This window comes from Tenacibaculum sp. HL-MS23, from assembly GCF_032463465.1.
GTDB lineage: Bacteria > Bacteroidota > Bacteroidia > Flavobacteriales > Flavobacteriaceae > Polaribacter > Polaribacter bernardetii.
This window is the reverse complement of the sequence record NZ_CP135989.1, coordinates 1,049,060-1,069,319: the sequence shown is the minus strand read 5'-3', so window position 1 is coordinate 1,069,319 and position 20,260 is coordinate 1,049,060. Positions and strand designations below refer to the sequence as shown.

At 29.2% G+C, this 20,260-nt stretch carries 19 protein-coding genes; all 19 read right to left on the bottom strand.

Annotated elements, in window-relative coordinates; translation table 11 throughout:
* Positions 1 to 357 precede the first annotated feature (357 nt).
* Positions 358 to 1,173: a HEPN domain-containing protein gene (locus tag RRF68_RS04925; RefSeq protein WP_315945186.1), complete on the bottom strand. Its 816-nt coding sequence runs from the start codon at positions 1,171 to 1,173 to the stop codon at positions 358 to 360.
* Positions 1,174 to 1,399: 226 nt separating this feature from the next.
* Positions 1,400 to 1,684 (bottom strand): addiction module antidote protein, encoded by a 285-nt coding sequence (locus tag RRF68_RS04920; RefSeq protein WP_315945185.1) that lies wholly within the window; start codon positions 1,682 to 1,684, stop codon positions 1,400 to 1,402.
* A 1-nt stretch (position 1,685) separates the two neighbouring features.
* Positions 1,686 to 1,988 carry a type II toxin-antitoxin system RelE/ParE family toxin gene (locus RRF68_RS04915; protein ID WP_315945184.1) on the bottom strand — a complete coding sequence of 101 codons (303 nt, stop codon included), beginning with the start codon at positions 1,986 to 1,988 and terminating at the stop codon, positions 1,686 to 1,688.
* A 1,738-nt stretch (positions 1,989 to 3,726) separates the two neighbouring features.
* Entirely contained in the window at positions 3,727 to 4,260 is a 534-nt protein-coding gene (locus RRF68_RS04910; RefSeq protein ID WP_218773385.1) for a hypothetical protein, read from the bottom strand.
* Between the two features lie 204 nt (positions 4,261 to 4,464).
* The gene (locus RRF68_RS04905) at positions 4,465 to 4,974 is read right to left on the bottom strand and encodes a hypothetical protein (protein WP_315945183.1); all 510 of its coding nucleotides are present in this window, start codon (positions 4,972 to 4,974) and stop codon (positions 4,465 to 4,467) included.
* 70 nt (positions 4,975 to 5,044) lie between these two features.
* On the bottom strand, positions 5,045 to 5,893 hold the full coding sequence (locus RRF68_RS04900) for an IS3 family transposase (RefSeq protein ID WP_315945361.1): 849 nt from the start codon (positions 5,891 to 5,893) through the stop codon (positions 5,045 to 5,047).
* Positions 5,839 to 6,297, bottom strand: coding sequence for a helix-turn-helix domain-containing protein (locus RRF68_RS04895; protein WP_315944587.1), 459 nt, complete (start codon positions 6,295 to 6,297; stop codon positions 5,839 to 5,841). Before RRF68_RS04895 ends, RRF68_RS04900 begins: the two co-directional genes overlap by 55 nt.
* Positions 6,298 to 7,046: 749 nt before the next feature.
* Positions 7,047 to 8,204, bottom strand: a complete 1,158-nt coding sequence (locus tag RRF68_RS04890; RefSeq protein ID WP_315945182.1) for a hypothetical protein — start codon at positions 8,202 to 8,204, stop codon at positions 7,047 to 7,049.
* Positions 8,205 to 8,847: 643 nt separating this feature from the next.
* Positions 8,848 to 9,426, bottom strand: a complete 579-nt coding sequence (locus RRF68_RS04885) for a hypothetical protein (RefSeq protein ID WP_315945181.1) — start codon at positions 9,424 to 9,426, stop codon at positions 8,848 to 8,850.
* 1,294 nt (positions 9,427 to 10,720) lie between these two features.
* A complete protein-coding gene (locus RRF68_RS04880; RefSeq protein ID WP_315945180.1) occupies positions 10,721 to 10,960 on the bottom strand; it encodes a hypothetical protein in 240 nt (79 codons plus the stop codon).
* Between the two features lie 240 nt (positions 10,961 to 11,200).
* Positions 11,201 to 12,250: a hypothetical protein gene (locus tag RRF68_RS04875; RefSeq protein WP_315945179.1), complete on the bottom strand. Its 1,050-nt coding sequence runs from the start codon at positions 12,248 to 12,250 to the stop codon at positions 11,201 to 11,203.
* 180 nt (positions 12,251 to 12,430) lie between these two features.
* Positions 12,431 to 12,895 carry a hypothetical protein gene (locus RRF68_RS04870; protein WP_315945178.1) on the bottom strand — a complete coding sequence of 155 codons (465 nt, stop codon included), beginning with the start codon at positions 12,893 to 12,895 and terminating at the stop codon, positions 12,431 to 12,433.
* 330 nt (positions 12,896 to 13,225) lie between these two features.
* A complete protein-coding gene (locus RRF68_RS04865; protein WP_315945177.1) occupies positions 13,226 to 13,780 on the bottom strand; it encodes a hypothetical protein in 555 nt (184 codons plus the stop codon).
* A gap of 141 nt (positions 13,781 to 13,921) precedes the next feature.
* Positions 13,922 to 14,449, bottom strand: a complete 528-nt coding sequence (locus tag RRF68_RS04860; protein WP_315945176.1) for a hypothetical protein — start codon at positions 14,447 to 14,449, stop codon at positions 13,922 to 13,924.
* A gap of 55 nt (positions 14,450 to 14,504) precedes the next feature.
* On the bottom strand, positions 14,505 to 15,353 hold the full coding sequence (locus RRF68_RS04855) for an IS3 family transposase (RefSeq protein ID WP_315945361.1): 849 nt from the start codon (positions 15,351 to 15,353) through the stop codon (positions 14,505 to 14,507).
* Positions 15,299 to 15,757: a helix-turn-helix domain-containing protein gene (locus tag RRF68_RS04850; protein ID WP_315944587.1), complete on the bottom strand. Its 459-nt coding sequence runs from the start codon at positions 15,755 to 15,757 to the stop codon at positions 15,299 to 15,301. The genes RRF68_RS04855 and RRF68_RS04850 overlap by 55 nt, the downstream gene beginning before the upstream one ends.
* A 208-nt stretch (positions 15,758 to 15,965) precedes the next feature.
* Entirely contained in the window at positions 15,966 to 16,481 is a 516-nt protein-coding gene (locus RRF68_RS04845) for a DUF6705 family protein (protein WP_141677682.1), read from the bottom strand.
* 14 nt (positions 16,482 to 16,495) lie between these two features.
* Entirely contained in the window at positions 16,496 to 17,893 is a 1,398-nt protein-coding gene (locus tag RRF68_RS04840) for a hypothetical protein (RefSeq protein WP_315945175.1), read from the bottom strand.
* A gap of 1,187 nt (positions 17,894 to 19,080) precedes the next feature.
* Positions 19,081 to 20,235: a hypothetical protein gene (locus RRF68_RS04835; protein WP_054851014.1), complete on the bottom strand. Its 1,155-nt coding sequence runs from the start codon at positions 20,233 to 20,235 to the stop codon at positions 19,081 to 19,083.
* Between the last annotated feature and the right edge of the window lie 25 nt (positions 20,236 to 20,260).

Here is a 20,260-nt window from a genome sequence, read left to right as displayed (position 1 = left end):
TTTTTAGTCAACCTATTTCAGGAAAGTTCACATTTTTAATTATTGCCAACGTTGATGTGTATGGAACGTAGCGTGTAAAAAGGTAATATATTTAAGGCTAAAACAGAGCTAAATTTTTAATTTTGTTTTTAACTTGTCAAACGTAAAAGCCAAATTAAAAATTTGGCGGACTCGGCAAACAAGCAAAAACCTCTGGGAAAGCCTAATTTAGCTATGTTTTATACACGGTGTTGTGAGCAGGCTTTTCCGCTCTTTTTGTTGTCGTTGTGGATTCGAACCACTTCTCTTGCACGCATTTTAGTTGAAATTCAATTAAAATGCTTGCAAGCGTCTTAACCATTAGACCAAACGACAATTTTATTTAGACCTTTCTAATACAAAAAAATGAGTCGCTAAATGCTCGTCAATTTTCAAAGAGAAATGGCGTAAAAATCTAATTAAATCCATTACTTTTTCAAAACCAATTGTGTTTGAATTTCCGTGACCAATTGAATTTCTCAAATCACGCATTATATCAAAAGTTTCTTTCAAGTCCTTGTCAATAATGTCTGGATGTTGATTTACTTTTTCGGACATATCGAAACCTAAACCATATTCCAAAATCTCTGGAATCATAACACTTTTAAATCCTTTTCCAATTACACTTTCTATGAAGTATTTTAATCCATAAGTAGCAAGAAGTTCACTTGGATAACGATATGATGGTTCTTGGTCTAAAATCTCAATATGTTTTTGATAACGTTGCCAATTTTTGCGTTTTAATGGTTCGTTTAGTTTTCTTTTACTTTCTAAAACTGTTGCATTTTGATTCTGCAACAAACTCTGATGTCTATTTTTTACAGTTTCAATAAATTCATCTTTTCCTCCGTGAAATTGGATTAACTCCTCTACAACATCTCTAAAATAAGATTCGAAAAAACTGAATGCACTCAACAAAGTGTATTTTGATAAATTCTCTTTGTATTTACCTGAAAGTGATTCAAGTCTACCTATATCTGCTGTTTCTTTAAAGTAATCTGGTTTAGCAAGATTTTCGTAATTCGTTACTTTTTCTTTAAATCCCTTTATCGACTTTTTTAAATTCGGAACTGCGTAACATACTAAAACTGTAAAGTCAAGAATGCGTTGCTGTTCCTTTTTTAGATTCTTAAAAGATTCGGTATGTCCAATCATAGTTCGGTGGTTTCTTCAGCTTGCTCACAACGGTCTTGTATATGGCTCGAAGCGTGCAAATTAGCAAATAATTTTCGGTTAGGCACGAGCCGAATTTTTTAATTTTTCTTATTATCTTTTCTCAATAAGCCAAATTAAAAAATTTGGCGGACTAGCAAATATGCCTTAACTTCGATTAATCAACTGACTAGCTATGAGCTATATACGTTGTTGTGGTGCGTTTTTTCTACGCTGACATTGGTTTCACGTTTATTTGTCCACCAATAGCTTTTAGCACTTTCATTATTGTTCCGAATTGTGGTTTTGCTCCGTCAGATAAAGCTTTGTAAAGACTCGGTCTGCTCATTCCAGTTTTTTCCGCAATTTTAGTCATTCCGATTGCCTTTGCAATATGTCCAATTGCTACAATCAAATCAGAACTTTCTCCATCTTCGAGAATTGTATTCAGATATTCAGCAATCATTTCTTCGCTATCCAAATAGTCCGCAATATCAAATTTTGTAGTTGCCATATCAATCATTTTTTATTCTGTTCCATATTTGTTTCGCTTTCTCGATGTCCTTTTGTTGACTTGATTTATCTCCGCCAATTAAAAGAATAACGATTTTGCTATCTTTTTCTTTGAAATACACTCTATAGCCTTTTGCATAATTAATACGCATTTCGCTAATACCGTCTCCAACAGGTTTAGAATCTCCAAAATGTTCATCAGTTTCGAGTTTCTGAATTCGGAATAGTATTTTAGATTTTGCTCGAATATCTTTGAGTTTTCTAATCCACTTATCAAATTCAGTTGTCTTTTCGGTAATAATCATTTAGGCTGTATCCATTTAGATACAAATATAATCTAAATTTTGGATTAGGTAAAGAAATTTTCGGAATTCTGAAAGTTCGTCTTAAATGCACCACAACGGCTTTGTGCATGATTTCGTTAAGGAAAAGAGCGCAGCGCTTTTCCGAATTTGAACGAAAGATAATAAAAGTGCGAGGAAATTCCGCAAGGAAGTTCCACCTTAATGAATTATGCACCTTGTTGGGTTTTCGTTTTATGGTTTTTCCGTTCTATTTTCATTTTCAGTTATTATTTCCGCAAAGATTCTAATTCCGCAGTTTTGATTTCCACGTTTTGGTATTCAACTCAATTTTCAAAACTTCTCAAAACTCTCAAAATTTGTAATTTGATTTCAAAACTCTCCAGTTTTAGATTTTTATTTAACGAAACAATTCTAAACTAGAATTTTTCTATTTGTAAAAAATAGACTTAAAAAACTAAATTGTTCAAGCTACTTTTTTTGAGTTGTAATTAAATTCCAAAATAGCTTTTCTGTAAATTTTTCCAACATTGTAAAAATTCACTTTAAAAGCTAAAAATGTTCAATTTTAACGGTTTCCGCTAATGAAACCCAACGAGTTTGTGTATGGTTTCGTTACGGAAAATAGCGCAGCAATTTTCCGAACTTAAACCAAAGATAGTAAAAGTGCGAGGATTTTCTGCAAGAAAATCCCCCGTAATGAACTATACACGTTGTTGGCGTTTCGTAGTTTACGTTTCTGCTTTTTTCGTGTTCTATTTTTAAGTAGCTAAAATTCTCAAGTATTTTTTTCTTTTTATGCAATATTCAGATTCCGAGTAAATTCTCACGATTTCAATTCCGCAATGTTGCTAAAGCTCATTTTTTAATTCCCGAAAAATTCTCTCTCTCTTTCTTTTCACAACGATTTTTCGCTTATTAGATTCTACAAGATTTTTCTATAATTATAAAAAAGTTCTTAAAAACTAAATTATTCTCTTTTTAGCGCAACGATTCCATATTTATTTTGAAACTAGACGAGATTTTTCTCGATTTAGTATTTCTGGAGTTTAGGAAATAAATTCTCATAAAAGCGCAAATATTATTCAATTTTTTTAAGTTTCAATAAATTACATTTTTCTTAATTTTCTCTAAAAAATAGAATTATTTTTCAATAAAAATATTTTCTGAAAATTTCGATTTCTATGAGCGCCAACGGTTTTTTGTATAGAAAGTTGCTTTGTAAGTGCGCGGCGAATTTTCCGCAGGAAAATTGGACTTAATTAAAAAGCACAAACTATTTAGTTTAGCTAAAATAAAGCAATTTTTATATACAAGTTGTTAGTAAATGCGTTTTTTTCGACAAGTAATTCCATTTTAGTTTTTCAATATTTTCAAAATTCAGAGTTTGAGTAAACAATTCCGCAAAGGTTTTCAACTCCGCAAAGTTGCTAAATTCCGCTAGAGTGATTTTTTGCGTTCAGTTCTGTTGTTGTCAATGTTTAGAATTCCGTTTGAGTAAGAATTCCGTAAAGTTGCTCTTAACTTTTGTTTGTTATTTTTCCAATGTTATGAAAAGAAAATTATTGAATAATAAATTTAAGATTTTTAACTCAAATTAGTTCCGCCTGAGTGATTTTCAAAGTTTTTGCTAACGTGTTTGTGTATGGTTAGTGGCGTGTTTAAGCAACTAAGTTAGTAAATAAAAACCGAATAGAAAATCCGCGAGGATTTTCGTAAGTAGGCGAGAACTAGCCATTAATTATACACGGTGTTGTGGTGTCGTTTTTTTTATTTTTATTGTCCAATTAGTTGTGTTTAATTCCATTGTTTCATTTCTTTCGTAATTGGCAATTTCAGTACATTCAAATTCCAGAATATTTCCATTCCAACCTTTAAATTCTATCATATCCATTTCAAAGGGACTTTTGATAATTTGCATATCATAAAGTGAATTTTCCAATTTATAAATGTCGCTATATTCTGAAAAGATAAAAGTTCCATTTGGCGTTACGTCCAAGTTTCCATAATCAACTTGTTTTTCCGATTCGATAATATTCAATTCGTTTGAATCCAAACGAAATGCACAGTCAGAAGTCAAAACAACAATTTCATTTTTTGGTTTAGATACTTTTACGTCTTTTGGAAATCCGCGAAACTGTCCGACTTTTTCAATTCCGCTTTCGTCCGTAAACTTTATCCAAGTCCAAGATTGGGAATTCCACACGTTTTCTACGTCATAAATTCGTTCTTCAAATTCGCCAGAGTAAGGTTGATTTATTATTTCAGCTTTCACTTATTTTCTTTTTTCCTCAATGTTTTTCTTAAATGCACCACAACGTGTTTATATATGGTTTGTTGCGTGGTTTAAGCAACTAATTTAGTAAATAATTACAGACCAAGAAAATCCGCGAGGATTTTCGTAAGTAAGCAATTAGCCAGCAATAAATTATATATGTTGTTGGCAACAGGCTTTCTTTTTTTCGTTCCGATTTTTATTTTATTCGTTCATTTCAATTATTAATTTTTCTCCGTAGTTCAGGTTTTTAAAGAAACTCAATTGTCTTTCAAATATATATCCGTTTTGCGTGAATTCCATAGTTTGATTTTCGGTCTCGATTTTTAATTTCATTTCTTCTATTGAATATTCTCCTAGCACAATTCTAAAATATCTCGCAATTAATTTAGAAACTCCTAATTTCAACATAATCCACATTGGTGATAAAGTCAGAGGTTCAACGCTTTCTTTTCCACGTATTAATTTTATGTATTCGATTTCCGATTCTTTTATTGTCAACGCACTTGTTTTATTAGACAAGTTTGACCTTAAAAGAATTCCTTCTGAATATTTTTCAAAACTACATTTAGAGTTTTCTTTTATAAATTCCGTCGAATTATTTTTTGCTTTAAAAGACTTTAGATAAAATGATGAACTTCCAATTGCTTTCGGTTTTTTCCAATCGATTTTTGTCGGTTTTCCAATATTTTTCTCGATTGTTTTTGAGTTCATTTTTTTTCGTTGAGTTCGTTTGTATTATACTGAAATAGGTTGACTCTTTTTTAGTTAAAATTCTCCGTTCTTAAATCGTTAGTTCATGTAAATTTACTTTATTTTTTCGATACGACTTGTATTTGATATTAGGATTTAAATGTACTTCTGCAGGTTTTCTTAATTCCAGGCTAAAATGCGTTCTTAAATTGTTATAAATATATACTGCTTGCTCCGTCATTTTTTGAGCTAGTTCTGTGTTTTTAATCGTTTGTTTTAATCCATATTCGTATTTCAACGTTCTATTAATTCGTTCTGCTACAGCATTTTCATAAGGGTCGTATTGCTCAGTCATACTCATTGTAATGTTATTGTTTTCGGCGAATTCTGTGTATTTGGGATTGCAATATTGAAAACCTCTGTCTGAATGATGAATAAGCTTTTGATTGGGGTATTTTCTGTTTTTAATGGCCATAGCGAGTGCATCGGTGCAAAGTGATGTTCTCATGTGGTTATCTAGTTTGTAGCCCATAATCTGTTTAGAATAAGCATCTGTAACAATAGCTAAATAATTATGACCGTATTGTGTTTTAATGTAAGTGATATCGCTTACCCATAGTTGTTCTGGTCGAGTAGGAATGTGGTCTTTTACTAGGTTCTTATATTTTTTGTACATATGGTTTGAGTTTGTCGTTTTGATGTAATTTTTAGTTTTGGGAATCAAAAGATTATTTAGTCTGAGGAAGCGATAGAACTTGTCTCTTCCGATCTTAATATTAGCCTTATTAAAATCAGCTTTAAGTTCTGCATGTAGCTTAATTCCACCAGTTTTAGAGCTTACTTTTTTCCGGTAGTCCTTAACCATTTTAATTAGTTCTTGATGCTCTATTTGTTGTTTTTGTTGGGTTTTGAGTCTTTTGTAAAAGGCTTGTTTAGATATCCCAAAACATCCATAGAGCCATTTTCTTTTATACGCTGTTTTTTCTTTTGCTCTATCTCTTTTGCTAATGTTTTGGGCAATGACTTTTTTGACATATCGACTCCTGTAATAAGTTCCATATCAGCGATAATGTCTTGTTGGAAGTCTTTTTGAAACTCAAGTTCTTCAATCTTTTCCTTTAACTTTTTAATTTCATCGTTTTTACTCATACCTGTATTTTGTTGTACTAAGGTACTGTATTTTCTTAACCAATAGGTAATGGTTGTTCGAGGGATATCGTATTTTTTTGAAGCTTGGTTATTGGATAGTTGTCCGCTAAGGATTTGGTCAACGACTAAAAGTTTGGTTTCTAAAGTGGCTTTTTGGTAGCTTTTTTTTCGCCAGTGTTCATTTTGTGTTTTCATAAGTGACTGTAATTAATTGCTTAATTTTTAGTCAACCTATTTCAGGAAAGTTCATTGTTTAAATTGGTGCTAACGGTCTTGTATATGGCTCGTAGCGTGTAAATTAGCGATTATTTTCGGATTAAGCACAAGCCAGATTTTTAAATTTTACTATTTATCTTTTTTGTTGGAAATCGTCAAATTTAAAAATTTGGCGACTGTCCAAATATGCCTTAGCATCGATTAAGCAACTAATTAGCTATGAGCTATATACGTTGTTACCTTTTAGTGCTTTTTAGATTCTAATTATTTTTTTTAATTCCGTAAACTTGCTAAAATTCCGATAGAGTGAGCTTTCTTTTTTTCAAAGTTTGATTAAATAATTCTACAGCCGTTTAAAATTCCGTTTGATTGATCTATCTTTTTTTTAGAGTTTGAGTAAACAATTCCGCAACTGGCTAAATTCCGTTAGAGTAAGTTTTAAAGTAATCTTTTTTTGATTCCGTAAACAAGCTAAAAAATCTGCATGTTATTTCTTTTAGGAATTGAGTGATATTTTTTTAAAATACTAATGAAATGATAGACGTTTCTAGCTACCTTTTTAATTTCCGCAAACTAGCTTAAGCATTAAAGGTAACGTGTTTGTGTATGATTAGTGGCGTGTTCCAGCACCTAATTTAGCAAATAAAAACCTAATAGAAAATCCGCGAGGATTTTCGTAAGTAGGCGAGGACTAGCCATTAATTATACACGGTGTTAGGGCAAGTTTTTTATTTTCTATGGAACAAATAATCTAATTCAATTTCAATTCGTGGTTTTTCAAATTGTTTGTCAGTTAATGGCGAAAACAGAATTTTAAAAGGTAATCTCAAATCCTTAAAAGTCTTGAAATATGCAATATAATTTTCTCTCTCAACATAATCTCCTCTGTCAATCGATGAACCGTGAATTAAAAGAGTTGCTGTAATATTCTCAATTTCTCCATCTGAATTTTTTAAGACGACAATATTTTCTAAATACTTATCAATCGGTTTATTATTTTTAGTCTCAACTTTATATTTTGAGTATAAACTATCCTTTTCGATTAAAATTGCTTTGTCAGTAGATTTGAAAAACGGCAAAGAAACTACATCTCCAATTCTATTCATTTTTCCAATATAGGATTTGATATCCTCATCTGTATTTAACCTTGGATATTCATTTTGAATTTCTCCATTTTGGTCATAAGTTCTTACATACGTTTTTTTAATTCTTTCGATTTTGAAATATTGGTCGATTTTTTCTTGATAATCGAAAAATGAGTTTTTAAATTCTTCTGTGTTATTTGCTATCCATTCAGTTTCTATTTCTCCAAATAAGTCAAAACCTATTAAAGTCATTACATTATTCTGGATTGTGGAATAAGGAATTTTTAATCTAAATCTACCAAAGAGGTTTTTGCCTAATTTTCCATCGTTATCTTTCAGTAGTTCCATATTCTCGAATAGTGTTCCATAAAAACTGAACTTATCGATTGTTTTATCAATAATTTTTGAATAGTCTGATAACCTATAAAAATTAGTATTCTTTTTATGATTTACTATATCTAATAAATAGACATTATTTCTCGTTAAATTTTTCGGGTAAATGTCTTTCGATGAATTTCCTCTTAAAACATAATGTTTAACAATTTTCTTTTTTTGAATTAATTGAAAATCATAAATGACATTGTTAAGTAAATATGTATTCCAAATTTCTCCTTGTTTTAGAGAGTCAAGGTTTTTGAATTCAGGATTTTCTGAAACTAAATTTTCGTAAGGGTCAAAAAATATAACTTTAAGTTCATAATTCTCAAACTCAAGTTTTTCAATTGTTTTAGATTTCTGCGCAAATGAAGTATTTAGTCCGAATATTAAGAAGGTAATTAAAAGGACAAATTTTTCTTTCATAGTTCAATTTTGGGTTTTTTGGCAAATTTGCCCTAACGGCTTTGTGCATGATTTCGTTAAGGAAAAGAGCGCAGCGCTTTTCCGAATTTGAACGAAAGATAATAAAAGTGCGAGGAAATTCCGCAAGGAAGTTCCACCTTAATGAATTATGTACCTTGTTGGGTTTTCGTTTTATGGTTTTTCCGTTCTATTTTCATTTTCAGTTATTATTTTCGTAAAGATTCTAATTCCGCAATTATGATTTCCACGTGTTGGTATCCAATTCAATTTTCAAAACTTTTCAAAGCTCTCAAAGTTTGTAATTTTATTTCAAAACTCTCCAGCTTTTAGATTTTTATTTAACGAAACAATTCTAAACTAGAATTTTTCTATTTGTAAAAAATTGACATAAAAAACTAAATTGTTCAAGCTACTTTTTTTGAGTTGTAATTAAATTCCAAAATAGCTTTTCTGTAAATTTTTCCACCATTGTAAAAATTCACTTTAAAAGCTAAAAATGTTCAATTTTAACGGTTTCCGCTAATGAAACCCAACGTTTTTGTATAAGATTAGTTGCGTGTTTTAAGCACTAAAGTTAGTAAATAAATCACAGATAGAAAGTCCGCGAGGACTTTCGTAAATTGGCTAAAATTAGCAATTAATTTTATACGGTGTTACCCAACGTTTTTCTTATTTTCAGTTCTATAATTCTATTTTCAATTACAGTTAAATCATTAATAAATTCAACTTGACCTGTACATTTTATTTCAGCCGAAAGTAATATTTTTTCTCCATCTTTATCAATCAATAATAGTCCTTCATCGTGTTTGATTTCAGTTAGCTCATCTATAATTTCTTCTCTCGATAATATTAAAATTTCCGAAATTATAAATTCAGAGAAACTAATACTTGAATTTAGTCCTTTTTGTAAACTTTGTTCCCAAATACTCTCAAAATCACCTTCAAATTTTTCTTGTTCCGCAATATTTATTTCCAAATTATAGTAATCTAAAAGAGTTTCCTCATCTTCATTCCATTCAGAACGAAATTCAAAATTTTTCGATTGTTCAATATCAATTTCGTTTTTCCAAAAAAATGGAATTTGAAAATAAACTGCTGTATAAGTTTTCTCTCTCAAATTAGCTCCAAGAAAAGGACTTCTAATAAACCAAATTCGTTTATTAAGTAATTGACTTAATTTTAATAAATCCTCGTCTTTTATGTATTTTCCTAATGTTTTCAAGGTTGTGTTCAAATGTTGGGTAACGGCTTTGTGCATGGTTTTGTTAAGGAAAAGAGTGCAGCGCTTTTCCGAATTTGAACGAAAGATAATAAAAGTGCGAGGAAATTCCGCAAGGAAGTTCCACCTTAATGAATTATGCACCTTGTTGGGTTTTCGTTTTATGGTTTTTCCGTTCTATTTTCATTTTCAGTTATTATTTCCGCAAAGATTCTAATTCCGCTGTTTTGATTTCCACGTTTAGGTATTCAACTCAATTTTCAAAACTTCTCAAAACTCTAAAAGTTTGTAATTTGATTTCAAAACTCTCCAGTTTTAGATTTTTATTTAACGAAACAATTCTAAACGGGAATTTTTCTATTTGTAAAAAATAGACTTAAAAAACTAAATTGTTCAAGCTACTTTTTTTGAGTTGTAATTAAATTCCAAAATAGCTTTTCTGTAAATTTTTCCAACATTGTAAAAATTCACTTTAAAAGCTAAAAATGTTCAATTTTAACGGTTTCCGCTAATGAAACCCAACGGTTTTGTGCTTATGGTTTGTTGCGTAAATTTAGCGAAAAAATAATAAATAAAACACAGACATTTACGCTTGCGAGGTTTTTCCGCAGGAAAAACTGTTTAGCAATAAATTATGCACATTGTTGCAAATTGTAGTTTTTATTTCGATTTATAGTTCCGTTTTATGTTTTTTTATATTTTCAAAATTCAGCGTTTCAGTAAACAATTCCGCAAAGATTTTCAATTCCGTAAAGTTGCTAAATTCCGTTAGAGTGATTTTTTGCGTTCAGTTCTGTTGTAGCTAACGCTTAAAATTCCGTTTGAGTAAGAATTCCGTAAAGTTGCTCTAAACTTGGGAATGTTATTTTTCCAGTGTTGACAGAAAAAACGTAATTTAAATTAGAATTATTCCACAATAAATTTGATGATTTTAATTCAGAATTGTTTCCGTCTGAGTAATTTCCGCTATTATTTGCAACGGTTTTGTATAATATTAGTTGCGGTTTTGTGTGCGAGGATTTTGCGGAGGAAAATCAGATGTAACAAAATTGCAACGACTTTCGGTAAAGCACTAATTTAAGCAATTAATTTTATACGTTGTTAGCTTTTAGTGCTTTTGTCCGCTTAAATTCCATTCTGATTTTCTTTTTTTTGTCAGTTTTCAATTCCGCAAACTTGCTGAATTTCCGCAATATTTTCAATTCCGATTGAGTAAGCAATTCCATAACTTGCTAAATTCCGTTTGAGTTATATTCCGACTTCCGCACACGAGCTAAAAAGTAAGATGTAATTTAAATTATGAGTGAGATTTCAGAGTTCTGTTTTTCCAATAATTATAATATAGTTTTCCTGTGGTCATAGTTGAACCAATCATTAAAAAATAGATCATTACATAATTTTTTTGAAAAAAACTTTCAGTAAATAAATCGGTAATACTTAAAGTCAATAAAGTAATACCAATAAACCATAATAATCCGAATATAATTATATGTTTCTTTGTCGGGTTTGTTATAAAACTATTTTTTTTATCTTTCATTTCTTTTTTTAGTTCTGATTTTTTTTCGGCATTAAAGCTAACGGTTGGTGTAAGAATAGTAAGGGATTAAATATGTACTTGTTTTCGATTTTAGCATTTAGCCAAATTTATAATTTTACCGTTAATTTTCTTTTCATTCAACCGTCAAATTTTAAATTTGGCGGACTTTGTTAAAATGCACCAAGTTTGGGTTTGGCACTTAACCCTTATTATTTTTATACGTTGTTGTGCTTTCGTGCTTTATTTCTTTTTATTTATAATTACTTCTCTGTAAATAGCAATAGGGCTAATTGCTATTTTGGGATAGTTTGGTACAAAGAAAAACTTTTCAAATGCTTCAAATGAATCGAAAACATTCCTAAAAGCTTTATCAAAATGACTCTCAGCAGATAATTCTGTTTCGCTAGTTCCGATATATTCGTCACTTGGATGAACTCTAGTGTCTTCCTTTCTAGGGCATGATGTGATGATTCCGATTACAGTTAGCTTAACATTAGGTCTAGAACCATAAGTGTATATCGTATTTTCAAAATTCCCTTCTAGCATATATTCAGATTTTAAGTTGCAAAGAATTTGAAAATCACCAAAATCATCTAAAGGAAGTAATCTGAAATTTAATCTGTTAGGTGAAAATGTATCTAAGAATGTTTTTACTTTACTAATCCAATCTTCGTCAAATAGATGCACATCTGATTCAGATTTTAAAAGTTCATCAACTTTATTTTCTATAGCTCTAACTTTGTTCAGTTCTTTAGACCTATTATTTCTGTCTTTATTTTGATAAGCAACTTTTTTTGCAGCTTCTAACTGTTCTTTTAAAGCTATTAATTCAGGGTTTTCTAATAATACCGAACCAAATATTAATCTTTGAATCTCATTAAAATTAGTAAATATTCGTTTAAATCTTTCAAAGTCTTCAAAACTTCCCCAACCTGTTGCTTTGACATAACTTAATTTTGGGATTTCATCCATAAAATCATTAAAGGAACTTTCCCATTTATCAAATGAAGAATTAATAGAGGTCAGTAAACCATTCTCATTTAAGTCGTTTTCAATTGAATTTAGCATTTCATGATAAACGCTTATTCTTTCTGTTTTAATAGTTTTTTCTTTCGATTTCTCCCCAATATTTCCCTTAATAATCTTAACATCAAATCCGATTCCAGCGCTTTCTTCATTTTCATCCTCTACAGCTCTTGAGATTTCATTTAGTAAACCACCATTTAGTTGACTAATTAATGATTTAGCTTTATTAATGTCAAAATAGATTAAGTCTTTGATTGATTTCATTTAATGATAAATATTATTGTTTTGTTGATGTTTTCGCATGAAGCACAACGTGGATGTATAAAGTTTTGTTGCGTTGATTAAGCGTAAAGTTAATGAATTTTACTGAATTAAAAGTGTGCGAGAATTTTCCAAAATAAGCTAAAAACAGCAATAAAATTTATACGGTGTTGTGTGTAGTTTTTAGTCATACATTATATTTTGTTCAATCAAATACCAATTATTTTTTAATTCGATTGGTTTTTGAGAATAATCTATAAATTGTGCATAATTCAAAAGTTTCGTTTCTCTATTTAGTATTTTTATTAAATAGTATTTATCATCACTATCTATGAAATTGTCTGAACTATTATTTTCACATTGAAATTTATATATTATTCCTGTGCTTTGATAATATATAATATCACAAAGTTCAGATTTTCTTATTGCTTGGTTCAGAATAGGAAATTTATTAATTTTTTTCTTTAGTTCAGGAAAGGAAATTTCATTCCCATTTTTTAAATTTTTCAGAATAAAGTTGTTTACTTCTTCAAATCCATTTAAGTAGCTTTTAATTCTCAAAATTTCAAAATTAATGAATGGAATAGCTGAAATGAATAGAATAACTATAATCACAGATAAATATTTTAAGTTTTTAGTTTTATTCAAGTTTTACTATTTTAAGTTTTGATTTTCAATTGCGTTTTACTAATATTCAAGTCTAACTAAAAACACCCTTTTTATTCTTTCTTTAAAAAAAAAATGATTAATTTAAATCCCTTTAATTTTTAAAAACATTTTTTTTAGATGTTCAGCTTATAATTTGAATCCTCCAAAATTTGTATATTTTTATAATACGGTTTGGTAATTACACACAACGTGTTTGTGTATGAGTTGTTGCGTTGATTAAGCGACTAATTTAGTAAATACAAAACCAACTAGAAAATCCGCGAGGATTTTCGTAAGTAGAGTAGAACTAGCAATTAATTATACACGGTGTTACCCAACGTTTTTTATTCCGATTTTATATTTTTCGGCTGTTTCTTTGTCAAAAAATATTGTTATATGGTCTTGCATTTGCATCATTGTATTATCTCTAAATTCAAATGCTGAAATCCATATTTCTTTTCCATTCTCAAATTCAATTCGCACATCTTGTGGATAATATTTCCGTTTTTTGTCATTAATTAAACTCCAATATGACCAAAAACTTTCAATTCCGATTATTTTTTTTCCGCACAATTCCGACCAGTTTTGATTGTCTTTTACATTATGTTTTTTAGCACCATTTTCATTGCTAAATTCAGTCGAAATATTTCCCTTTCTGAACTTAACATCATATTGAGTAAATTCATTTCCCCAAATAAAATAATAAGCGTTTTTGTCCGACGTTATTATTTCAATTCCGTAATCCAATGAGTGAAATTCAGTTTCATTCCACAAAGGTTCTCCGTAATCAATTTCGTAATAATTCACGTCAAAAATTGTCTTTCCAATTAATTCCTTAATCGGCTTTTCGTAATTGATAATTTCTATTTCGAGCGGTTTTTTCAAATGTTGGGTAACGTGTTTGTATATCGTTTGTTGCGTGATTTAGAACCTAATTTAGCAAATAAAAACCGAATAGAAAATCCGCGAGGATTTTCGTAAGTAGGCTAGAACTAGCAATAAATTATATACAGTGTTGTAACAAGTTTATTCCGTTATTAATTTACAAATTAGTTTTCCAGAGTTTTTATTTTGAGTAATTATAGTATAATAACTATTAATATTCAATTTTATGGTTTCAGTTTTTTCTTTTGTTTTGATTTTTTCAAAGAGTAAATTCAAATTATAATTTTGTTTTCTTTTTTCTATTAAATGGTTGTCCCAACTATTCATATTTGAAGTTGAAACAAAACAAATTAATTCAAAACTTTTTTCCGAATGTTTTTTTTTCGGTATTTGTTCAATTTCTAACTTTGTATTTATGTTAAAGTTAAATTTAACTTTTGTATTAGTTCTTTTAAATCTCTTTTTTAAGTTCTTTGCTAAATTCATATAGAAATTAGCTTGACAACCAACAATATTAAAAACAAATAAAATTGATTCTGGATTTTTATATTCAGTTTTAAAACTGTTTTCAATTATTTGTACTCCAGGTTTAAACTTGATTTTATTCTGACCTAAGGAAAAGTTTATTGAAATTATGCTAAATAAAAATATTAATATTCCTTTTTTCATTTTTTTGTATTATACTGAAATAGGTTGACTCTTTTTTAGTTAAAATTCTCCGTTCTTAAATCGTTAGTTCATGTAAATTTACTTTATTTTTTCGATACGACTTGTATTTGATATTAGGATTTAAATGTACTTCTGCAGGTTTTCTTAATTCCAGGCTAAAATGCGTTCTTAAATTGTTATAAATATATACTGCTTGCTCCGTCATTTTTTGAGCTAGTTCTGTGTTTTTAATCGTTTGTTTTAATCCATATTCGTATTTCAACGTTCTATTAATTCGTTCTGCTACAGCATTTTCATAAGGGTCGTATTGCTCAGTCATACTCATTGTAATGTTATTGTTTTCGGCGAATTCTGTGTATTTGGGATTGCAATATTGAAAACCTCTGTCTGAATGATGAATAAGCTTTTGATTGGGGTATTTTCTGTTTTTAATGGCCATAGCGAGTGCATCGGTGCAAAGTGATGTTCTCATGTGGTTATCTAGTTTGTAGCCCATAATCTGTTTAGAATAAGCATCTGTAACAATAGCTAAATAATTATGACCGTATTGTGTTTTAATGTAAGTGATATCGCTTACCCATAGTTGTTCTGGTCGAGTAGGAATGTGGTCTTTTACTAGGTTCTTATATTTTTTGTACATATGGTTTGAGTTTGTCGTTTTGATGTAATTTTTAGTTTTGGGAATCAAAAGATTATTTAGTCTGAGGAAGCGATAGAACTTGTCTCTTCCGATCTTAATATTAGCCTTATTAAAATCAGCTTTAAGTTCTGCATGTAGCTTAATTCCACCAGTTTTAGAGCTTACTTTTTTCCGGTAGTCCTTAACCATTTTAATTAGTTCTTGATGCTCTATTTGTTGTTTTTGTTGGGTTTTGAGTCTTTTGTAAAAGGCTTGTTTAGATATCCCAAAACATCCATAGAGCCATTTTCTTTTATACGCTGTTTTTTCTTTTGCTCTATCTCTTTTGCTAATGTTTTGGGCAATGACTTTTTTGACATATCGACTCCTGTAATAAGTTCCATATCAGCGATAATGTCTTGTTGGAAGTCTTTTTGAAACTCAAGTTCTTCAATCTTTTCCTTTAACTTTTTAATTTCATCGTTTTTACTCATACCTGTATTTTGTTGTACTAAGGTACTGTATTTTCTTAACCAATAGGTAATGGTTGTTCGAGGGATATCGTATTTTTTTGAAGCTTGGTTATTGGATAGTTGTCCGCTAAGGATTTGGTCAACGACTAAAAGTTTGGTTTCTAAAGTGGCTTTTTGGTAGCTTTTTTTTCGCCAGTGTTCATTTTGTGTTTTCATAAGTGACTGTAATTAATTGCTTAATTTTTAGTCAACCTATTTCAGGAAAGTTCATTTTTTTAATTTGTTACAACGTTTTTGTGTATGAAAAGTAGCAGAATAAATTACTTCAATTTTCAATTTTAAAAACAAAAATAGCAGAAAAGAGCTAACTGAAAATTTGGGACTTAACTGCTATTTTTTATACACGGTGTTGTGGTTTGTATTTTTATTGGTTTGTTTTCTTTAACAACATTTCTTTTGGAATTGTAAATCCTTTAGGTTTATCTTTATTTGAAAAAGTGTAAAATAACGTCCACTTAGCAGTGTTGTTTTCTAAAATCTCAAAATTTACGTTAGCTAATTTTTTGTATTTAAAGTCATTTATCATAAACTCTATTTTTCCTTTTTCATACATTTCAAAAGTACCATTAGTTTTACTTAAAAATGCATTCGGATTTTCAAAATTACAATTTTCAAAACAATAAAGACCATTAAGTACATCCATGTATATATCACTACCTTTTAAAAATACTTTCTCTTTGAAAATTTTTAGCTTAAATTTTTTACCACCAACATTACCCTCCCAAATTCCAATAAACTTCTTTATAATAGAATGATCTGTTTTGTAATATGTTCCTTTTTGTATTTTGGCCTTTGTCATTCCTTTTTTTAAGGTTATTTCTTGTGCTGAAATACAGCTAAAATTCAAAAGTATTATTAGTATTAAAATTATATGTTTCATTTTTTAAGTTTTTATTATTTACAATTAACATTTTTTATATCAGCATTTTGAGTTTCAATTTTTTGCCATTTACTATAATCAGAATTACCTTTTAATAAACTTAATCCTGAATTTTCTAGTGCTTTAAGCATTGCGACCTCTCTAGCTTTTATTTCATTATACCCATAAAGAGGTCCAGAATAAAGGTCATAGTGTCTAGAATAATAATGAGAAAAACTAGTAAAAGTAGTATCAGTTAAATTATCCCGTCCAAAACTTTTAAATTTTGTAATATCATTAATTATTATTGTATAAGAGGTTTCATGATATGCTATAATTGTTGATAAAAATGTATTAGAATTATTTATAAATCCTTTGATATAAAAATCATATATGGCTTTAATGTCATTTGTTGAAAAAATAGGTCTTCCTAGAGGAGGAATATGTGTATGTATAAAACCGTCAAAAGGACCAATAACATTTAAATCAATATGATTTTCTCCAGGATTACCTTCAACAAGGTCATAAGGCTTACCATCATGATTGATTAGAAATCCTGATTCATAGTCTTTAGAAGTATTAGCTTTTAATTCTTTAAGTTTTTCTTTAAATTTGGAGTTTGTTTCTAGTTTTTTTACTCTGTCACATGGATTGTCATCATTTTGATTGTCATCATCATTTTGGTCATTGTTATTATTAGAAGAACTTCCACCACCATAACTCCAACTATTACAACCAACTTCACAACCACTATTTGAATTTTCACCACCTCCAGTATCATATAAATCTGCAATAGTTAAATAATTAACATTAGAACTAGATACTACTATTTCATTTAATAGTTGGTCATTGCAAATACAATACTTGTCCTCAGAATCATGCCCACATTCTTTTCTACATTCAGCATCACCATCAGGTGAACTTCTAAAACTTTTATTAGAATATTTAGATTTATTATATGCTCTAATGATACTACCATTATATATTTTAAAAGCTTTATTAAAATTTCCATTTAGGTCTGAAATTAAAATTTGCCCGCTAAAATGTTCAGTTCTAAGATTTAAATGTGGGTTGATATTAATAACTACACTTTTTATAGAATCTTTAATTTTAAGTAATGCTATTCTAGAATAAAACTCATCAAACTTTGTCTTTACGGGAAGTAATGTTAATTTAGCTTCTGTATTTGTTATATTTTCTTGCTTAAGGTTTTGAGTTGATATTGAATTAATGAAAGATTCACTTTCTCTTGCTTTGTAACTAGAATATTTTTTATTCTCAATAAAACTTAAAGCTTCATTAATTTCTACAGTAGAAAAAGTTTGATTTTCTGTTGGGATAGAGAGGTCTTCATTTTGACAATTCCAAAGTAATAAAGAAATTCCAAAAAGAAGAATTCCGAGTTTGATAAAGTTGATTTTTTTGTTTTTCATACACTGTAAATTTAAGATTAATATTTCGTTTTTGTAAATAAGCTGTAATTTTATAAATACTCAATTACATTTGTAGGTGAGCGAAATATGAACCACAACGGCTTTGTGCATGGTTTTGTTAAGGAAAAGAGTGCAGCGCTTTTCCGAATTTGAACGAAAGATAATAAAAGTGCGAGGAAATTCCGCAAGGAAGTTCCACCTTAATGAATTATGCACCTTGTTGGGTTTTCGTTTTATGGTTTTTCCGTTCTATTTTCATTTTCAGTTATTATTTCCGCAAAGATTCTAATTCCGCTGTTTTGATTTCCACGTTTAGGTATTCAACTCAATTTTCAAAACTTCTCAAAACTCTAAAAGTTTGTAATTTGATTTCAAAACTCTCCAGTTTTAGATTTTTATTTAACGAAACAATTCTAAACGGGAATTTTTCTATTTGTAAAAAATAGACTTAAAAAACTAAATTGTTCAAGCTACTTTTTTTGAGTTGTAATTAAATTCCAAAATAGCTTTTCTGTAAATTTTTCCAACATTGTAAAAATTCACTTTAAAAGCTAAAAATGTTCAATTTTAACGGTTTCCGCTAATGAAACCCAACGGTTTTTTGTATAGAAAGTTGCTTTTTAAGAGCTCGGCGAATTTTCCGCAGGAAAATTGGACTTAATTAAAAAGCATTGCCTATTTAGTTTAGCTAAAATAAAGCAATTTTTATATACAAGTTGTTAGTAAATGCGTTTTTTTCGACAAGTAATTCTGTTTTATGATTTCCGATATTTTCAAAATTCAACGTTTGAGTAAACAATTCCGCATAGATTTTCAGCTCCGCAAAATTGCTAAATTCCGCAAGAGTGATTTTTTGCGTTCAGTTCTGTTGTTGCTAACGCTTAAAATTCCGTTTGAGTAAGAATTCCGTAAAGTTGCTCTAAACTTGGGAATGTTATTTTTCAAGTGTTGACAGAAAAGGTAATTGTAAACTAGAATTATTCCACAATAAGTTTCATGATTTTAATACAGAATTGTTTCCGTCTGAGTGATTTCTAAAGTTTTTACTAACGTGTTTGTATATGGTTTGTTGCGTGGTTTAAGCAACTAATTTAGTAAATAATTACGAACAAAGAAAGTCCGAGAGGACTTTCGTAAGTAGGCGAGAAGCCAGCAATAAATTATATACGGTGTTGTAAACAGTACTTTTAATTCAGCCATTCTTTTGATATTCCGAAAATTTTATCAAAATCATTTCCATCTTTACTAATAATTTGATTTCCATTAACATAATTATAGATTAGATTAAGTTTTTCAAAATCAAATTTGTTTTCTGCAAATGGATTTTCAAAAAGCCAATAATTAGCATTTGGAATATTTGATGGAAATACTTTCGTGACCACAATTCCGCTAACATTAGTTAATTTTGCTTTTCCTGAATTATAAAATATTCCATCTCTTTCTCTGGTCATTTTTCCGTCCCTATTTTCAGGATTTGTAGAGAAAGTATATTTTAAAGAACCCCAAATTACATTTTCAATGTCTATTTTTCCTGATGTTTTTTTTCCTAAAGCATTTATACAAATTAGATATGGAATTTCGAATTTCCCATAACGTTTAGCTTTTTTGAGAATAGATTGTCGAATGGAATTTTCTCCACCTCCCCAAAAAGTTTCGATAGGAAACATACCAATAGGATTTTTACTGATTTTATCTTTTTGAGATTCAATTAAAGGCATTGGTTGAACTCGAATTTTTAAATCTTTATTTTCAAAGTCAATATTAGGACATCCATCAAAACCAAATTTTTCCATTCTTTCAGTAATTTCCTTTGGCTCAAGTTTACTAACTTCTAATTCAATTTTGGAAATTAATTCTTTTACTCTAGGTTGCTTTTGAGTTTTAAAACTTAACTCTTCAATTCTCAATAAAAATCCTTTTATTCTTACTTTACTTAATTTGTCATAGAATTCATTTTGACGTTTTTCAAAAGCCATTTCTGTTTCTGTTTTATCAAAACAAATTTTGGCTTCTACATACGCTTGAAAGTCATCTTTAGATATTAAAAAATCTGGTCTTTTGTTAGTGTCTTTAAGTTGAGGGTGAATTTCAATATTGAAGCCTAATTTATTAAATAGTTCAAATAGAAAAAGTTCGTAGAAGGCTGAGTCTAAATCCTTTTTAAAACGATTTTTCAGTTCTAATTTCTCTAATTCAGGATATTCTGAAAACCATTTTTCTAGAGTTTCTCTAATGATTTGAATATCCTTGCGATTGCTTTTATGATAGTAATTAAATGAATTTTCATTATTACTAGAAGGACCAACTATAATTTCTGTTGTTTTATCAAAAAGCTTAATCAATTTCGTGAGTTTTTGGGTATTGTTT

Coding starts and splice junctions, on each gene's coding strand:
- RRF68_RS04925 (WP_315945186.1), bottom strand. CDS start 1,173: ATGATTGGACATACCGAATCTTTTAAGAATCTAAAAAAGGAACAGCAA.
- RRF68_RS04920 (WP_315945185.1), bottom strand. CDS start 1,684: ATGGCAACTACAAAATTTGATATTGCGGACTATTTGGATAGCGAAGAA.
- RRF68_RS04915 (WP_315945184.1), bottom strand. CDS start 1,988: ATGATTATTACCGAAAAGACAACTGAATTTGATAAGTGGATTAGAAAA.
- RRF68_RS04905 (WP_315945183.1), bottom strand. CDS start 4,974: ATGAACTCAAAAACAATCGAGAAAAATATTGGAAAACCGACAAAAATC.
- RRF68_RS04895 (WP_315944587.1), bottom strand. CDS start 6,297: ATGAAAACACAAAATGAACACTGGCGAAAAAAAAGCTACCAAAAAGCC.
- RRF68_RS04890 (WP_315945182.1), bottom strand. CDS start 8,204: ATGAAAGAAAAATTTGTCCTTTTAATTACCTTCTTAATATTCGGACTA.
- RRF68_RS04880 (WP_315945180.1), bottom strand. CDS start 10,960: ATGAAAGATAAAAAAAATAGTTTTATAACAAACCCGACAAAGAAACAT.
- RRF68_RS04875 (WP_315945179.1), bottom strand. CDS start 12,250: ATGAAATCAATCAAAGACTTAATCTATTTTGACATTAATAAAGCTAAA.
- RRF68_RS04860 (WP_315945176.1), bottom strand. CDS start 14,449: ATGAAAAAAGGAATATTAATATTTTTATTTAGCATAATTTCAATAAAC.
- RRF68_RS04850 (WP_315944587.1), bottom strand. CDS start 15,757: ATGAAAACACAAAATGAACACTGGCGAAAAAAAAGCTACCAAAAAGCC.
- RRF68_RS04845 (WP_141677682.1), bottom strand. CDS start 16,481: ATGAAACATATAATTTTAATACTAATAATACTTTTGAATTTTAGCTGT.
- RRF68_RS04840 (WP_315945175.1), bottom strand. CDS start 17,893: ATGAAAAACAAAAAAATCAACTTTATCAAACTCGGAATTCTTCTTTTT.